The organism is Paenibacillus sp. (genome assembly GCF_035645235.1).
GTDB lineage: Bacteria > Bacillota > Bacilli > Paenibacillales > YIM-B00363 > Paenibacillus_AE.
In genome coordinates this window covers 1-15229 of the sequence record NZ_DASQMZ010000025.1, presented here as the reverse complement: position 1 = coordinate 15229, position 15229 = coordinate 1, and the positions used below count along the sequence as shown (strand labels likewise).

Annotated in this window: 15 protein-coding genes; 11 read left to right on the top strand and 4 right to left on the bottom strand. The window is 60.8% G+C overall.

Features of this window, described 5'->3' with window-relative positions; all coding sequences use genetic code 11:
- The first annotated feature begins 54 nt into the window (after window positions 1-54).
- Window positions 55-798 (top strand): cell division protein ZapA, encoded by a 744-nt coding sequence (zapA, locus tag VEZ38_RS02310; protein ID WP_324891553.1) that lies wholly within the window; start codon window positions 55-57, stop codon window positions 796-798.
- 54 nt (window positions 799-852) lie between these two features.
- Here the strand turns inward: zapA and VEZ38_RS02305 are convergent, their stop codons facing one another.
- On the bottom strand, window positions 853-1230 hold the full coding sequence (locus VEZ38_RS02305) for a cytochrome C oxidase subunit II (RefSeq protein ID WP_324891551.1): 378 nt from the start codon (window positions 1228-1230) through the stop codon (window positions 853-855).
- Between the two features lie 168 nt (window positions 1231-1398).
- A complete protein-coding gene (locus tag VEZ38_RS02300) occupies window positions 1399-1761 on the bottom strand; it encodes a phage holin family protein (RefSeq protein WP_324891549.1) in 363 nt (120 codons plus the stop codon).
- A 116-nt stretch (window positions 1762-1877) separates the two neighbouring features.
- Between VEZ38_RS02300 and VEZ38_RS02295 the strand changes: the two genes are divergently transcribed.
- Window positions 1878-4244 carry an endonuclease MutS2 gene (locus tag VEZ38_RS02295; protein WP_324891548.1) on the top strand — a complete coding sequence of 789 codons (2367 nt, stop codon included), beginning with the start codon at window positions 1878-1880 and terminating at the stop codon, window positions 4242-4244.
- Between the two features lie 57 nt (window positions 4245-4301).
- Here VEZ38_RS02295 and VEZ38_RS02290 read toward each other — a convergent pair whose 3' ends face one another.
- Entirely contained in the window at window positions 4302-5207 is a 906-nt protein-coding gene (locus tag VEZ38_RS02290) for a complex I NDUFA9 subunit family protein (protein ID WP_324891546.1), read from the bottom strand.
- A 229-nt stretch (window positions 5208-5436) separates the two neighbouring features.
- On the opposite strand from VEZ38_RS02290, the gene VEZ38_RS02285 reads away from it, so the two are divergent.
- The 9 genes from VEZ38_RS02285 to VEZ38_RS02245 all read left to right on the top strand — a co-directional run bounded on the left by VEZ38_RS02285 (window position 5437) and on the right by VEZ38_RS02245 (window position 14156).
- Window positions 5437-5889: a hypothetical protein gene (locus VEZ38_RS02285; protein WP_324891544.1), complete on the top strand. Its 453-nt coding sequence runs from the start codon at window positions 5437-5439 to the stop codon at window positions 5887-5889.
- Between the two features lie 116 nt (window positions 5890-6005).
- The gene (locus VEZ38_RS02280) at window positions 6006-7235 is read left to right on the top strand and encodes an MFS transporter (RefSeq protein ID WP_324891542.1); all 1230 of its coding nucleotides are present in this window, start codon (window positions 6006-6008) and stop codon (window positions 7233-7235) included.
- Between the two features lie 149 nt (window positions 7236-7384).
- Window positions 7385-8746, top strand: a complete 1362-nt coding sequence (locus VEZ38_RS02275; protein WP_324891540.1) for a four-carbon acid sugar kinase family protein — start codon at window positions 7385-7387, stop codon at window positions 8744-8746.
- A gap of 24 nt (window positions 8747-8770) precedes the next feature.
- Entirely contained in the window at window positions 8771-9421 is a 651-nt protein-coding gene (locus tag VEZ38_RS02270) for a GntR family transcriptional regulator (RefSeq protein ID WP_324891538.1), read from the top strand.
- A gap of 98 nt (window positions 9422-9519) precedes the next feature.
- Complete coding sequence (locus VEZ38_RS02265; protein WP_324891536.1) at window positions 9520-10542, top strand: zinc-dependent alcohol dehydrogenase; 1023 nt, start codon at window positions 9520-9522, stop codon at window positions 10540-10542.
- 54 nt (window positions 10543-10596) lie between these two features.
- A complete protein-coding gene (locus VEZ38_RS02260; RefSeq protein ID WP_324891534.1) occupies window positions 10597-11598 on the top strand; it encodes a TRAP transporter substrate-binding protein in 1002 nt (333 codons plus the stop codon).
- Window positions 11599-11678: 80 nt separating this feature from the next.
- On the top strand, window positions 11679-12188 hold the full coding sequence (locus VEZ38_RS02255; RefSeq protein ID WP_324891532.1) for a TRAP transporter small permease: 510 nt from the start codon (window positions 11679-11681) through the stop codon (window positions 12186-12188).
- Complete coding sequence (locus VEZ38_RS02250; RefSeq protein ID WP_324891530.1) at window positions 12188-13462, top strand: TRAP transporter large permease; 1275 nt, start codon at window positions 12188-12190, stop codon at window positions 13460-13462. Before VEZ38_RS02255 ends, VEZ38_RS02250 begins: the two co-directional genes overlap by 1 nt.
- Window positions 13463-13496: 34 nt before the next feature.
- The gene (locus VEZ38_RS02245) at window positions 13497-14156 is read left to right on the top strand and encodes a class II aldolase/adducin family protein (protein ID WP_324891528.1); all 660 of its coding nucleotides are present in this window, start codon (window positions 13497-13499) and stop codon (window positions 14154-14156) included.
- A 266-nt stretch (window positions 14157-14422) separates the two neighbouring features.
- Here VEZ38_RS02245 and VEZ38_RS02240 read toward each other — a convergent pair.
- Window positions 14423-15229 (bottom strand): IS4 family transposase (locus VEZ38_RS02240; protein WP_324891526.1); only part of this gene is annotated, 807 nt, incomplete at its 5' end.

Genomic DNA, 15229 nt, shown 5'->3' with positions numbered 1-15229 from the left:
GAACGCTGTCGAGACGTTCGGCAGAACGCTGTCGAAAGGAGCGGAACCTATCGCATGATGCCGGAGGATAAAATTCGGACCACCGTAGATATATTCGGAACCACTTATAAGATGGTCGGCACGTTCAGCCAGACGTACATGAAGCGCATCTCCGCCTACGTGAACGAAAATATGGAGTCGATCGCCAAAGCGAACCCGCGGCTCGACTCCCAGAAGGTCGCCGTGTTGGCGTTGATCTCGATGGCCGACGAATTTTTCCGGCTTCAGGCGAAGTGGGACGCGTACGAGAGCGAGCATTCGCAGTCGAAGCAGCGCATCGAAGAGCTTCGCAAGGCGTTCGAGCTGACGGAGGAGAAGGAGCGCGGCATGTCGGGGCAGGTCGCGAAGCTGCAGCAGCGGATCGACGCGTTGTCGGCGGAGAACGAGCGGCTGGTCGAGGAGGCCGAGCTCGCGAGCATGTCGTGGGCGGAGCGGGTCGCCGAATGGGAGGCGAAGTACAACGCAGCCGCCAGCGTGTCGGCGTCGACGATCGCCGCGCTGGAGGCGCGCATCGCGGAGCTCGAGGCGGAGCGGGTGCGTCGCGAGGAGGCGCTCGCGGCGAGCGAGGCGGCGTCGGCCGAAGAGCGCAAGGCCGAGGGGCCGGCCGCGCCGGCTCCCGCGGCGCCTTCCGCCGCGGCGGGCGACGAGCCGGCGGACCCGTCGCTGCTCGAGAAGTACCATAAGCTGCAGGAAGAGTATGCAAAGCTCCAGACGGAGTTCAACGAGTGGATTCAGTTGACCCAGTCGGAGACGCAGTAACGCGAACGAGCGAGCCGGAACTTCCCGGCTCGCTCGTTTTATTAAAACCAACAGTTACTCCACGATCAGCTTCGAGCGCATCGACGAGTGGCCGGTGCCGCACATGATGTTGCAGATAATATCGTATTCGCCCGGCTGCGCGACGAAGGTGGCGGTGGCGCCGTCCTTCAGCCGGACGTCCACGCCCGGGATGTCGATGCCGTGCATGCCCTGGACGTTCGCGAACGTCACGTTGACCGTGTCGCCCGCCTTCACGCGGTATTCCTTCTCGTTGAAGTCGAAGTCGGTCGCTTCGATCTTCAGCTCCACCGTGTTGCCCGTCGGTTCGACCGCGGGCGCGGACGACGACGCGCCGCCGCCTCCGCCGCACGCCGCGAGCGCGGCGACGACCGCGATGAGGACGAAGCACGTACCGAGTAACCTTTTCATCATAAAAAATAACCCCCCGGGTTTCGTAAGAATAAATGAGGTAGATCAAGCAGTCTCTACTACACCCATTGTACTCCGAATCCGGAGGAAGTCCATGACGGAACCGTGAATTATGTACGGGGGAAAACCAGCCCGCACAAGAGGCGTGCAGACTGATTTTTCGTTCCCGACTTAGTCCGCCCGGCGGCGTTCGCCGCGATCGAACGGGGAGCCGACCGGCAGGAACAAGTCGATGATGCCGATCACGAGCGCCGCGAGAATCGCGCCGATGACCGAGACGTCGACCCCTCCGACGATGAACTGCGCCAGGTAGATGACCAGCGCACTCACCAGGAAGCCGACAATGCCCCGACCGAACGGGTTAATGCGCTTGCCGAAGATGCCTTCGACGACCCAGCCGAACAGCGCGATCACCAGCGCCAGGAACAGCGCGCTCCAGAAGCCGCCCACCTCGAACTGGGGAACGAGGGCGCCGACCAACAATAAGACGAGTGCCGAAACCACGAATCTGACCACATGGCCTAAGAAATGCATGTTTTTCCGTCCTCCTCGTTACAGTGTAGTCGCACGCTGATGTGACGTTTTCGGTGCGTTTTCTAGTTTTGCCCCGTCGCATTGGATATAATACAGACGTGAGGAGCGTGCGACGCATGGATAAGAAATTATTGGAGAAACTCGAATACCCAAAAATCATAAATAAATTAGAATCTTTCGCGGCCACATCCGTCGGAAAAGCGTTCGCCGCCGCCGCCGTGCCGAGCGGCGAATTGGAAGAAGTTCGCCATCGTCTCGCCGGCACGGACGAGGCCGCGGCCGTCGATCGGATGAAAGGGGCGGCCCCGTTCGGAGGCATCGTCGACATTCGCGCGAGCCTCAAGCGCTCCGCGATCGGCGGCACGCTCAGCGCCTTCGAGCTGCTCGGCGTCGCCGATACGGTGCTGGGCGGCCGTCGGGTGAAGCGCCACATCGAAGCGTATCAAGAGAAGCATGACGCTCCGATTCTCGGCGCGCTGGCGGAGGGCATTCTCGAGCTTCGTCCGCTCGAGGAGGCGATCCGGCGCTGCATCGACGAGAACGGCGTCGTCGTCGATACGGCGTCCGACGAGCTGTACCGCATTCGGCGCGAGCTGCGCGGCGGCGAAGCGCGGGTGCGGGAAAAATTAGAATCGATGATCCGCAGCTCGTCGACGCAGAAGATGCTGCAGGAGGCGCTCATTACCGTGCGGAACGACCGCTTCGTCATTCCGGTGAAGAGCGAATATCGGAGCTCCTTCGGCGGCATCGTGCATGACCAGTCGTCCTCGGGCGCGACGATGTTCATCGAGCCGGAGCAGGTCGTGCAGATGAACAACAAGCTGCGCGAGCTTCGGATCGCCGAGGAGCGGGAGATCGAGAAAATTCTCCAGAAGCTGACCGCGGCGGTGGCCGAGGAGACGGAACCGCTGGGCGTCAACGTCGACCTGCTCGGGCAGCTGGATTTCCTGTTCGCGAAAGCGCGGCTCGCCCGCGAGATGAAGGCGAGCCTGCCGGCGATGAACGATAGAGGCTATCTGCGCATCCGGCGCGGCCGCCATCCGCTCCTTCCGATGGAGGATGCGGTGCCGCTCGACGTCGAGCTGGGCGGTTCGTATACGGCGATTATCGTCACCGGCCCGAATACGGGCGGCAAGACGGTGTCGCTCAAGACGATCGGCCTGCTCAGCCTCATGGCGATGACGGGGCTGTTCGTGCCGGCCGAGGACGGCAGCGAGCTGTGCGTGTTCGACGCGGTGTTCGCCGATATCGGCGACGAGCAAAGCATCGAGCAGAACCTCAGTACGTTCTCTAGCCACATGACTAATATTATAAGCATCCTTAAGAAAATGACGCCGCGCTCGCTCGTGCTGCTCGACGAGGTCGGCGCGGGCACGGATCCGGCGGAGGGCTCGGCGCTCGCAATCGCCATCCTCGAGCACATCCGCGCGATGGGCTGCCGGCTCGTCGCGACGACGCATTACAGCGAGCTGAAGGCGTATGCGTACGATCGGCCGGGCGTCATTAACGCGAGCATGGAGTTCGACGTCGAGACGCTGCGTCCGACGTACCGGCTGCTCGTCGGCGTGCCGGGACGAAGCAACGCGTTCGCGATCGCGGAGCGGCTCGGCCTGTCGAAGCGCGTCATCGAGGACGCGCGCGTGCAGGTGACCGAGGAGGATCAGCGCGTCGAGTCGATGATCGCGAAGCTCGAGGAGCATCGGCTCGCGGCGGAGGCGGAGCGGCGGGAGGCGGAGCGGCTGCGGCGAGAGTCCGAGGAACTGCGGCGCGAGCTGACGGAGGAGAAGCGGAGGCTCGCCGAGCAGCGCGACAAGCTGATGGCGGAGGCGGAACGCGAAGCGGTCGAGGCGCTGTCGAAGGCGCGGCGGGAGGCGGAGACGATCATCGCCGACCTGCGGCGTCAGGCGCTGGAAGAAGGCGCGTCGATCAAGGAGCATAAGCTGATCGAAGCGAAGCGGCGGCTCGAGGAGGCGGCGCCGAAGCCGCGCAAGCCGTCGGCCGCTGCAACCGGCGGGGGGCGGGCGAAGGCGCAGGTGGCGGCGGGCGACGAGGTGAAGGTCGTCTCGCTCGGTCAGCGCGGGCACGTCGTCGAGCGGCACGGGAACGAAGCGGTCGTGCAGCTCGGCATCATTAAGATGAAGGTCGCGCTGACCGACCTCGAGCCCGTCGGCGCGTCGGCGCCGGCGAAGGGCGCGGCGCAGCGCAGCGTCGCGACCGTGAAGCGCACGCGGGACGAGAACGTGCGCACCGAGCTCGACCTGCGCGGCTCGAACGTGGAGGAGGCGATCGTCGAGGTCGACCGATTCCTCGACGAAGCGATCATGGCGAACTTATCGCAGGTGTATATTATCCACGGCAAAGGAACGGGCGTGCTGCGCACCGGCATCCAGGAGTATTTGCGCCGGCACAAGCACGTCCGCACGTTTCGCATCGGCGCCTTCAACGAAGGCGGCCACGGCGTCACCGTCGCGGAGCTGAAATAAACGCAGGCGGCCGCTCCCGGCGAATCGGGGGCGGCCGCCTGCGTTTCCGTCCCGCGGCTACGTCCGGAGGTACTCGCGGATGCCGTCGGCGAACCGGATCGGCGGCGTGCCATAGGCGTCGTAGAACGGCGTGCCGCTGCGGCAGATGTTTTCCTCGAGCAGCATCGTCAGCTGATTGGTCGTGATCGGAAAGAACGGGAAGCGCTCCATCGCGGCCACGACCGGCTTCATGAGCGCGAGCGGGACGTGCGCGAGCCGGACGCGCCGCTGCAGCGCATCGCCGATCTCGCGCAGCATGTCGTTGTAGGGGAGCTGCTCCGGACCGCCGACGTCGAAGGCGACGTCGACCGGATCGTACGTCAGCGCCTTGACGAAGACGTCCGCCACCGTGCGAAGCGATACCGGCTGCATCCGGTAGCGGCCGTCGCCGATGACCGGCGTCAGCGGCGCGCGGACGAGTCCGGCGAGCATGTTGACGAACGCGTCGTCCGGCCCGAACACGACGGACGGCCGGAAGATCACATGCGTAAGCCCGCTGTTCCGCAGCAGCTCCTCCGCCGCCCACTTCGTGCGGAAATACGCCGTCGTCGCGGCGGGGCGGGCGCCGAGCGCGCTCATATGAACGAAGCGCTTGCCCGCTTCGGCGAAGCCGGCGGCGACGCAAGCGTCGACGAGCGCGCGCGTCCCCTCCACATGCACCCGGTCGAACGTCAAGTCCCGGGACGGCGCCTCGCGGATGATGCCGACGAGGTGGATGACCGCATCCGCCTCCGCTAGGGCGGATCGATACGTCTCGGGCGCCAGCAGGTCGCCCTCCACCGTCCGCATGCCGCGCCGCGCGAGCGGCCCGCGGCGGGCGCTTCCTTTTCGAACCAAGCCGATCGTCTCATGCCCTTCCTTCTCCAACGCTTCAACGACCGCGGAGCCGATATATCCGGTGCCGCCCGTCACGAATACGCGCATGCCGCTTTCCCCTCCGTTTATCGGATTTCCTTTATTGTAAACGAACCGGCGATGGAAGGGTAACGGGGCGGCGCGCTTTTTTCCGGCATCGGTTTTCGTTACAATAGGGGAAGGTAAGGGGGAGAATTGTCGTGAAATATTTATGGGGCACGCTGTTCGTCTTCGCCCTGATTTTCTTGATCGCCGGAATTTATTATTTTAGCACCTTATAGAAGGGGAGTCGGCCGAATTGTCGCAGCAGCAAGTATGTCCGTGGTGCCAGATGGAGATTACGTGGGACGAGGAGCTCGGGCCCGAGCCGAATTGTCCGCATTGTTATAACGAGCTTGCGGAATACCGTACGGTGACGGTGAAGCGGGACGCGGCGCTCGCCTTCGACGAAGAGGACGACGACGCTTGGAGCCGCTACACCCGCGCGGCGGAGAAATACCTCGATGCGCAGGAGGACGTGCCGGAATGCCCGCAATGCCAAGAGTACATGGTTTTCGCGGGCGATCAGCTGATCGGCGAGGCGCATTTCGCGCCTCGCACGCCGTCTCCGGCGCTGCCGCCTTTCCTGCGGGCGCCGTTCCGCCTGGAGACGTTCGTCTGCGCGCACTGTTTCACGGCGCATCAGCGGCTCGCCGAGAAGGATAAGAAGGCGCTGATCGCGAGGCTGGCGGAAGCGGACGCGGACGAGTAAGCGCGGCGGAGCGGGCGAATCCTCTTTTTTCCACGGCGTTTCCCCCGGCGGGTTTTGGGTAACCTACGGGGAGCGAAACACACCCTTAAACGCGTGGAAGCAAAGGAGTACGAATCATGCCGCATCCGACACAACGCTCGAGAGGCCGTCTCGACGGTCAGACCCGGCTGCTTCTCCTCGTCAACGCCTTGTTCGCCTGCGCGAACGCGCTCTCCGGGGCGTTCGTTAACGTGTATTTGTGGAAAGCCAAACAAGATTTCGCGATGATCGGGTGGTTCGCGCTGTCGCACCAGATCGTTATGGCGACGACGTTCGTCATTGCCGGCAAGTGGGTGAAGGAAGGCAACAAGATGAACTCGCTGCGGCTCGGCGTCGCGCTGGCGGCGCTGTTCTATTTGCTCGTGCTGCTGCTCGGGAAGAGCGCTCCTCATTGGGTGTTCTTGCTCGGCGGCGTCCAGGGCTTGTCTTCGGCCTTCTTCTGGCTGGCCTTCAACGTCGTCTATTTCGAGGTGACGGACCGCGACAATCGGGACCGGTTCAACGGCTGGGCGGGCCTGCTCGGCTCGGCGGTCGGCATGGCCGCGCCGTGGATTTCGGGCTTTCTCATCACGAGCATGCCGAATACGACCGGTTACCGCCTCATCTTTTCCATCTCTTTGGGCGTGTTCGTCGTCGGCGCGATCGTCAGCTTCTTCCTGAAGCGGCGCCCCGCGCTGAAGCACTACGAGTGGCTGTACGGCATCAAGCAGCTTCGGGAGAAGGACAACTGTTGGCGCAGCGCATATCCCGCCTTGTTCGCGCAGGGCATTCGGGAAGGCGTATTCGGCTTCCTGATCGGGCTGATGGTGTATATCGCGACGAAGAACGAGCTGCAGCTCGGCAATTTCGCGCTCATGACGTCCGCCGTGTCGCTCGTCGCGTTTTTCTTGGCGGGCAGACTCATTAAGCCGGGGCGCAGGTCGATCCCGATGCTGGTAGGCGCGCTGGCGATGACGCTTGTCATCTTGCCGTTCTTCTGGCAGGTCAGCTATTCGACGCTGATTTTCTTCGGGATCGTCGTGGCGTTGTTCTACCCGCTGTACTCGATTCCGATTACGTCGACGATTTTCGATATGATCGGGCAAAACACGGAGAGCGCGGAGCATCGCGTCGAATACGTCGTGCTTCGCGAGTCCGCCCTGAACCTGGGCCGCATTCTCGGGACGATCGCCTTCATCGCCGTCGTGTCGTACACGAAGAAACCGGCGCACATCACGACGCTGATGTTGATTCTCGGCTCGGCGCCGATCTTCTCGTGGTTGTTTATTCGCAAGCATCTCGGCGGAGAGGCTGCCCCAAAGTCATGAACTAATGGCGGAGGGGCGGCCTTTCTTGCGTCTTGGTTTCGAAAAAGGGTTGACAATCCATAGCTGTCGTCCTAAGATAGATTCCATGATAGATCTATTTGAGAACACATAATAAATTTATGGTGTTGACCGGGAAGGAGATCCCGTTGATGAAGGGAAGCGACTTGTTATTAGCCTTTTATGGCGATGATTTTACTGGTTCTACGGACGCGATGGAAGCGCTTGCCAATCAGGGGTACCGCACGGTGCTGTTCCTCGAGCCGCCGTCCGGCGAGATGCTGGCGAAATTCGAGGGCATCCGGTGCATCGGCGTCGCGGGCACGAGCCGGGCGAAGTCGCCGGCCGAGATGGAGAAGGAGCTTCGCCCCGTGATGGAGCGTTTGTCCGCCTCCGGCGCGCCGATCGTGCATTATAAGACGTGCTCGACGTTCGATTCGGCGCCGGAGGTCGGCAGCATCGGCCACGCCATCCGCGTGTCGAGGCCGTTCTTCCCGAACCAGCGCGTCGTGCCGCTGCTGGTCGGCGCGCCGGCGTTAGGCCGATACACGCTGTTCGGAAACCACTTCGCCAAGATGAAAGGCGACGTGTACCGGCTGGACCGCCATCCGGTCATGTCCCGTCATCCGATCACGCCGATGGACGAAGCCGATTTGCGAAAGCATCTGTCGCGCCAAATCGACGAGCCGATCGGCTCGATGAACATCTTGGAGCTCGAGGGCGCCTTCGACGACGTGCTCGCGGCTTACCGGTCGCGGCTCGAAGGAGCGGACACGCTGCTGCTGCTGGACGTCCTCGACGACGAGCGGCTCTCGACGAGCGGCGGCTTGCTCTGGGAGACGTCGCGCGAAGCTTCGCAATTCGTCGTCGGTTCCTCCGGCATCGAATACGCTTTGGTTTCGTATTGGCGCAGTCGGGGCATGCTGGGCGATACCCAAGCGAAAAGCGGCATCGCCGCGGCGGACCGCATCCTCGCCGTGTCGGGCAGCGCGTCGCCGATCAGCCGGCAGCAAGTCGAGACGGCGATCGAGCAAGGCTTCCACGGCATGAAGCTGACGCCGGCCATGATCGCGAACGACGCCGAGCCGCCGGCCGCGGTACTCGAAGAAGCCGTCCGCCGGCTGTCCGCCGGGCAGGACGTCGTTCTGTACACCGCGCTCGGCCCGGAAGACCCGGATATCGAGGCGACGCGCCGCTTGCTTTCGGAGCGCGGATTGCGCGGCAACGAATCCGGCGAGTTTATCGGCGGACAGCTTGGCCGCTGGACGAAGCGGATCGTGCAAGAGGCGGGGCTGCGCCGGGTCGTCATCGCCGGCGGCGACACGTCGGGCTTCGTGATGAAGCAGCTCGGCGGCTACGGCCTCGAGATGCTCATGCCGGTGTCCCCGGGCGCGCCGCTGTGCCGGATGTACTCGGAAGACGAGGCGATGGACGGCCTGGAGATCGCCCTGAAGGGCGGACAGTTCGGCAGTCCCGATTATTTCCGCAAAGTGAAAACCAGCGCGACGCCGTAACCGCCGCGAGAGGAGACATGGCTTGTGGAAGAGGGGAACAAAGGGTCGACGAACCCGTTGCTGAAAGAGGTCGCTTACGAGAAGATCAAGGAATTGATTCTCGAGGAGCACTTCGAGCCGGGACGGTTTCTATCGGAGCGGGAGCTGATCGCGCTGCTCGCGATGAGCAAGACGCCGATCAAGGCGGCGCTCACCCGGTTGGAATCCGAAGGGTTTCTGACAGTCGCCTCCAAGCATGGAATTTTCATTAACGACTTGACGCTGCAGCGAATTATGGACATCTATGATTTGCGAACGGTGCTTGAGGTGTACAACTGCGAGTCGGTGCTCGGCAAGCTGGTCGACGCGCAGTTCGCGCGGCTCGAACAAAATCTCCGCGAGACGGAGGGCATCGTCGAGCGGCTCGACATTCGGGCGTTCGCGAAGGCGGATCACGAGTTTCACCTCGCGATTTGCGAGTTCGCGGGCAACCAAGAGGTATATCGCGTGCTGTTGAACTATCACGACCACTTGCTTCGCATCACGCTGCGGCACCTCAAGAAGGACCCGCACCGGATGAAGCAATTTTACCGGGACCACCTCGACATCTTCGAAGCGCTGAAGCGCGGCAGCGCGGACGCGGTCGAACGGATGCGCGAGCATCTGCAAAATTCGAAGAGAAAGCTGTTCGCTTGACCGCGCGGCCGGGCGAACGGCCGTCAAGACGCAAGAGCAGTTATAGAGATAAAAAATTATCGGATGAGAGCAAACATCTTAGAAGCGGAGGAACCGATATGAAAGCGGTTTACGTAGACGACGCATACAAGGTCGTGGTCAAGGAAGTCGAGGTCCCTGTCATCGCCGCGAACGAAGTGTTGATTCAGGTGAAGGTGGCCGGCATATGCGGGTCCGACATCCATACCTACAAGGGGCTCCACCCGTTCCGCAAACCCCCTGTCATTATCGGCCATGAGGTGGCCGGCGAGGTCGTGGCGGTCGGCGCGGAGGTCACTCGTTTCCAAATCGGCGACCGCGTCACCGTCGAGCCGCAAACCGGCTGCGGTCGCTGCGAAGCGTGCCTGACCGGCAACGTCAACTACTGCGGCTCGCGCGGCGCCCCCGGCATCAACGGCTGGTACGGTACGATGGCGGAATATTTCGCCGCGCCGGAGCAGACCGTATTTAAGCTCCCCGAAGGCATGACGTACGAGCAAGGCGTCTTGGTCGAGCCGTTCGCGGTCGGCGTCCATGCGGTGCGCAAAGCCCGCATCGGGGTCGGCGACAAAGTCGCCGTACTCGGCGCGGGGCCGATCGGTCTGCTTGCGATGGCGGCCGCGAAGGCGGCGGGCGCGACGACGCTGTTCGTCTCGGACGTCATGGACTACGCCCTGGAGACGGCGGAGAACATGGGCGCGACCCATACGATGAACATTATGAACAAAGAAAGCTGGACGGCCGAGGCGAAGTCGCTCGTCGGCGGGGAGTTCGACAAGGTGTTGATCGCCGCCGGCGTTCCGGGCATCATCGACCAATCGCTGCAGCTGCTTCGCCGCGGCGGACGTACGGTGACCATCGCCATGTTCCACGGGACGCAGACGTTCGACATTCACAACCTGCAAAATCAGGAGAAGGAAATCGTCGGCTGCATGACCTACACCCGGGAAGACACGATCTCGGCCATCGATCTGATCGCCGCCGGCGCCGTGAAGGAAGACGCCATCATCTCGCACCGACTGACGTACGAGCAAGCGGCGGAAGGCTTCCGCCTCGTCGACAAGAAAGAAGACCGCTCGATGAAGGTGCTTGTCACCTTTTAAATAAAGCAATAGAAATCGAGAAATCAAAAATTGACATCTTGGGGGATACTACAAATGTTTAAGAAGCTTGCACTTACGGCTATCACTTCGGTCCTGTTCTTGACTGCGGCGGCATGCGGCGGCGGCGCGTCCAACGAGGGCGCGGCGGCGCAGGACGTCGTGAAGCTTCGCCTCGGCCATATTACCGGCGAAACGGACGCTTGGCATCTCGGCGCGATGAAATTCGCGGAGCTCGTGAAAGAAAAGTCGAACGGCACCGTCGAGGTCGAAGTATTCCCGAGCTCCACGCTCGGCAACGACCGCGACCTGATCGAAGGCATGCAGCTCGGCTCCGTCGACTTCGCGCTCGTGGCGGGCGTATTGTCGAACTTCCACCAGCCGTTCTCCATCCTTGAATTGCCATACCTGTTCCGGGATCAAACGCACCTTGAGAAGGTGTTGTACGGAGAAGTCGGAACGCAGTTGAAGCAAGACTTGCTCGACAACGCGCAAATTCGCGGCTTGGAGTTTTGGGTTCGCGGCCCTCGCGAATTGACGTCCAACCGTCCGATCGAGAAGGTCGAAGACTTGAGCGGCCTCAAGATTCGCGTGCCGGAAATCCCGGCGTCGATCGCGGCATGGGAAGCGATGGGCGCGACGCCGACGCCGATGGCGTTCGGCGAAGTATACTCCTCCTTGCAGACGGGCGTCATCGACGCGCAAGAAAACCCGCTGGCGTTCATCGACAGCAACAAGCTGCTCGAGGTACAAAAGTACGTCACGATGACGAACCATGTGTACGGCTACGTGTTGTTGACGATGAGCGATATTACGTTCCAGAAGCTTTCGCCCGAGCAGCAAGCTGCAGTGCAAGAAGCGGCGAAAGAAGCGACGACGTTCGAAAACAACCTCGTCATGGAACAAGAGGCGGCGTTGCTGCAGAAGTTTAAGGATAACGGTACGACGATCATCGAGGTCGACCCGGCTCCGTTCATGGAGAAGGCGAAAACGGTGCACGGCGAATTCGCTGCGAAATTCGGCCAAGAGCTCTATGACAGCATCGTGAACGTGCAATAAGAAATTTGCGACCGGCGCAACTTGATCGCTGCGCCGGTCTTTCTATGATCGATTCTGGAAGCGAAGGAGGCTGCGATGTCATGCGAACAGCCGTGAAACTCGTCGACGGGCTGAACAAGCTCGTAGGCGCCGCCGTCGCCGTCATGCTCGGCACGATGGCGATCTTGATCATCGTGCAAGTGTTTTGCCGGTTTGTCATCAACTATCCTCTGCATTGGACCGAGGAGCTAGCCAGATACTTGATGGTCTATGTCGTGTTTTTGGGCTCGGCGCTCGCGCTGCGCCATAGTAAGCTTGTAGCCATCGAGGCGGTGGCGGAGGCGCTGAAGCCCAAGGCAAGAAAGTGGCTGAAGATCGTCGTCATGCTCGTCTCGATCGTCTTCTTCGTCGTGCTCTTAAAGCAGGGCATCGACATTCAAAGCGTCGTCAGCCGCCAAACGGCCGCAGGCCTCGGCATTCCGATGTCGATCCCGTACGCGGCCATCCCGATCGGCGCGGCGCTGTTGCTGCTCAATGCGATCGCCGTCATTATGGAATCGCTGACGACGCCGGCAACGGAGCAAAATACGCAACTGGAGGAGAGACTGTAATGGGTGTCATACTATTCGCGTTCCTCCTGTTGTTCTTCGCCCTCGGCGTACCGATCGCCGTGTCAATGGGACTCGCGTCGGCCGTCGCGATCTGGTACGACGGCGGCACGCCGCTCATCGTTCTGGCGCAGCGTTCGTTCACGTCGATCGATTCGTTCCCCCTCATGGCCATTCCGTTCTTCGTGCTCGCGGGCACCTTGATGGAATTCGGCGGCATCTCGAAAAGGCTGGTAGCGTTCGCCAACGCGCTGACGGGTCACTTCTCCGGCGGGCTCGCGATCGTCACCGTCGTGACGTCGATGTTCTTCGCGGCCATCTCCGGCTCGAGCGCCGCGACGACGGCCGCGCTCGGCAGCATCTTGATCCCGGCGATGATTTCGCGCGGGTATCACAAAAACTTCTCCGGCGCCGTGCAATCGGTATCCGGCGAGCTCGGCGTCATTATCCCGCCAAGCATCCCGCTCATCCTGTACGGCGTGGCGACGAACACGTCGATCGGCGATTTGTTCATGGCCGGCATGGTGCCCGGGTTATTGATCGGCTTATCCCTGATTCTTACGGTCGTCGTGATCGCGAAGAAGCGGAACTACGCGAAGGAGCAGGCGAAGTCCGGCGCGGAGCTATGGAAAGCGTTCAAGGAATCGTTCCTTGCGCTGCTGATGCCGGTCATCATCCTCGGCGGCATCTATGGAGGCGTCTTTACGCCTACGGAGGCGGCGGGCGTCGCGGTATTGTATTCGTTCTTGGTCGGGTTCCTCGCCTATCGGGAAATCAAGCTAAAGCAGCTGTATCAAGTGCTGCTCAACTCGTCGATTACGACCGCGATCATCATGTTCATCTTGGCGAGCGCGGGCTTGTTCGGCTGGATCCTGACAAGGGAAGGCATTCCGCAACTTGTCGCGGGCTTCTTCATGGGCATCTCCGACAATCCGATCGTCTTCTTGCTCCTGATTAACTTGTTCCTGCTCGTCGTCGGCATGTTCATGGAGACGAACGCGTCGATTATCATCTTGGCTCCGCTGTTGGTGCCGGTCGCGGTACAGCTCGGCATCGATCCGGTGCACTTCGGGATCATTATGATCGTCAACCTGGCGCTCGGCATGTGCACCCCGCCGCTCGGCATCAACCTGTTTATCTCCGCGCAAATCGCGAAGATTCGCTTGGAGGAAATTACGCGGGGCATGATCCCGTTCTACCTGGCGCTGCTGGTCACGCTGCTTATTATCACGTTCGTGCCGCAACTTTCGGTGGGCGTTCCGCAGCTGTTTAAATAATTAAGCATATAGGGCAACGGAAGGGGGCGGCGCTATGCCGACGGCAGCATCGGTGCGCGCGGAACTGCAGCACACCGGAAAATATATGATGCAATACGGCCTCGCATGGGGCAACGCGGGCAACATCAGCGCGAGAACCGAGGGAGACCGCTACATGATTACGGCAAGCGGCACGTTCCTCGGCGAGCTGGACGACGCGGACCTGATCGAATGCGACCTGGCCGGGGGCGTCTACGGCGCGGAGGGGCGCAAGCCGTCCAAGGAGACGCCGATGCACCGCGCGGTGTACGAGAACCGTCCGGAGATCGGCGCGGTGCTGCACGCATCGCCGTTCTACAGCACGCTCGTGGCCTGCTCCTCGATCGACATTCCGTCGAATTGGTTCGTGGAGACGATGTATTATCTCGAGCGCGTGGAGCGAGTGCCGTATTTCCATCCGGGCACGGAGGCGCTGGGCGAGGGCGTGCGGGAGAAGGCGAAGGCCGCCAACATTCTGCTGCTCGAAAACCATGGTGTCCTCGTATACGACACGACGATCCGGGAGGCGCGGATGGCGCTGCAGACGCTCGAGATGGCGTGCAAGATGCTGGTCGTCTCGCGAGGGTCCGACATCGGACTGAACGGCATTCCGCGCGACGTAGAGAAGGACTTCCTCGAACGGGCGGGCTACAAGCCGCGCCGTCAGTGGGAGTAAGGATAGGAAAATGCATCCGAAGAAGCGAGGGCGACCTCGCTTCTTTTTTTATTTTCAATGTCTTTTAGTTCAAAATTTGATCATAACGGCGAGATAAGCGCAAATTTTGATCATAACGGCGAGATAAGCGCAGATTTTGCACTACGCTTGCAAACAACCTAACATTCAACTGTTCGAAATATTCTGAATTCAAACTGTGGGGTTGTGCCCTAAAACGGTACATGCAGGATTAAGCGTAGCTGTATGCCTAATTTTTTCCATATAAACTATCTCACCACGATTCGGACTTCCTTAACTCCTGCTCTGGGTTGTTCCTCTGTCACTTTCCGTCGACCTTTGCTCTTTCGGCGTGGAGGCTTATGTATAACTTCCACGAACTCGCTCCACTTGGCCGTAACATAGAACTTTAATTTGCTTTGTACTTCCCAAGGCGTGAGCTTTGTGACAAGAGTCTGGTGCACAAGGAGGACCAAGCAATACGAGATGAGCGCCAAGAAGATCTGATTCCATATCGATTCCGGCTTCGAGCTGTGGAGCTTCACCAGGTTCAAGTGTTGCTTTATCCATTTGAAGAACAACTCGATTTGCCAGCGATATCGATAAATTTCACTAATCTTCTCGGCAGGAAGATCCCACACATTCGTCAACAACCGAAACCAGCGGCCTTTATCATCCTCATACTCCACCAAGCGCAATCTGACGGGAACCATATCCCTTTGCTCGTTTTGAAACCGCACGATGACATCGGCATCTCGTTGAATCATAGCATCGTCCTTGAGAGGGCGCTCGCAGATGACTTCGACTCGATTGTTGTCCCGAATTCGCCCAACAAATCTGGCCTTGTCGTCCGACCACCGCTTGTAGTGTCTGTAGTTCACGTAGCCCCGGTCCATTACATAGATGGCGTCATCGGGCTTCACCAATTCGACGGATATTTCTCCGTCGGACACTTTCGCAGTAGTTGCAATCACTCTCTCAGGGTAAACGGTCCCTGCGTCTTCAATCACGATTTGCGTGTGAAGTTTCACGACGTTTCTGCGACTCGTTAGTTTGGTCCACTGCCCCAAGAGTGG

What these genes read in the sequence shown, in the direction of transcription:
- VEZ38_RS02245 (WP_324891528.1), top strand. Translation starts at nt 13,497, where the DNA reads ATGCCGACGGCAGCATCGGTGCGCGCGGAACTGCAGCACACCGGAAAA.
- VEZ38_RS02305 (WP_324891551.1), bottom strand. Translation starts at nt 1,230, where the DNA reads ATGATGAAAAGGTTACTCGGTACGTGCTTCGTCCTCATCGCGGTCGTC.
- VEZ38_RS02260 (WP_324891534.1), top strand. Translation starts at nt 10,597, where the DNA reads ATGTTTAAGAAGCTTGCACTTACGGCTATCACTTCGGTCCTGTTCTTG.
- VEZ38_RS02265 (WP_324891536.1), top strand. Translation starts at nt 9,520, where the DNA reads ATGAAAGCGGTTTACGTAGACGACGCATACAAGGTCGTGGTCAAGGAA.
- VEZ38_RS02250 (WP_324891530.1), top strand. Translation starts at nt 12,188, where the DNA reads ATGGGTGTCATACTATTCGCGTTCCTCCTGTTGTTCTTCGCCCTCGGC.
- VEZ38_RS02275 (WP_324891540.1), top strand. Translation starts at nt 7,385, where the DNA reads ATGAAGGGAAGCGACTTGTTATTAGCCTTTTATGGCGATGATTTTACT.
- VEZ38_RS02255 (WP_324891532.1), top strand. Translation starts at nt 11,679, where the DNA reads ATGCGAACAGCCGTGAAACTCGTCGACGGGCTGAACAAGCTCGTAGGC.
- VEZ38_RS02280 (WP_324891542.1), top strand. Translation starts at nt 6,006, where the DNA reads ATGCCGCATCCGACACAACGCTCGAGAGGCCGTCTCGACGGTCAGACC.
- VEZ38_RS02295 (WP_324891548.1), top strand. Translation starts at nt 1,878, where the DNA reads ATGGATAAGAAATTATTGGAGAAACTCGAATACCCAAAAATCATAAAT.
- zapA (WP_324891553.1), top strand. Translation starts at nt 55, where the DNA reads ATGATGCCGGAGGATAAAATTCGGACCACCGTAGATATATTCGGAACC.
- VEZ38_RS02300 (WP_324891549.1), bottom strand. Translation starts at nt 1,761, where the DNA reads ATGCATTTCTTAGGCCATGTGGTCAGATTCGTGGTTTCGGCACTCGTC.
- VEZ38_RS02290 (WP_324891546.1), bottom strand. Translation starts at nt 5,207, where the DNA reads ATGCGCGTATTCGTGACGGGCGGCACCGGATATATCGGCTCCGCGGTC.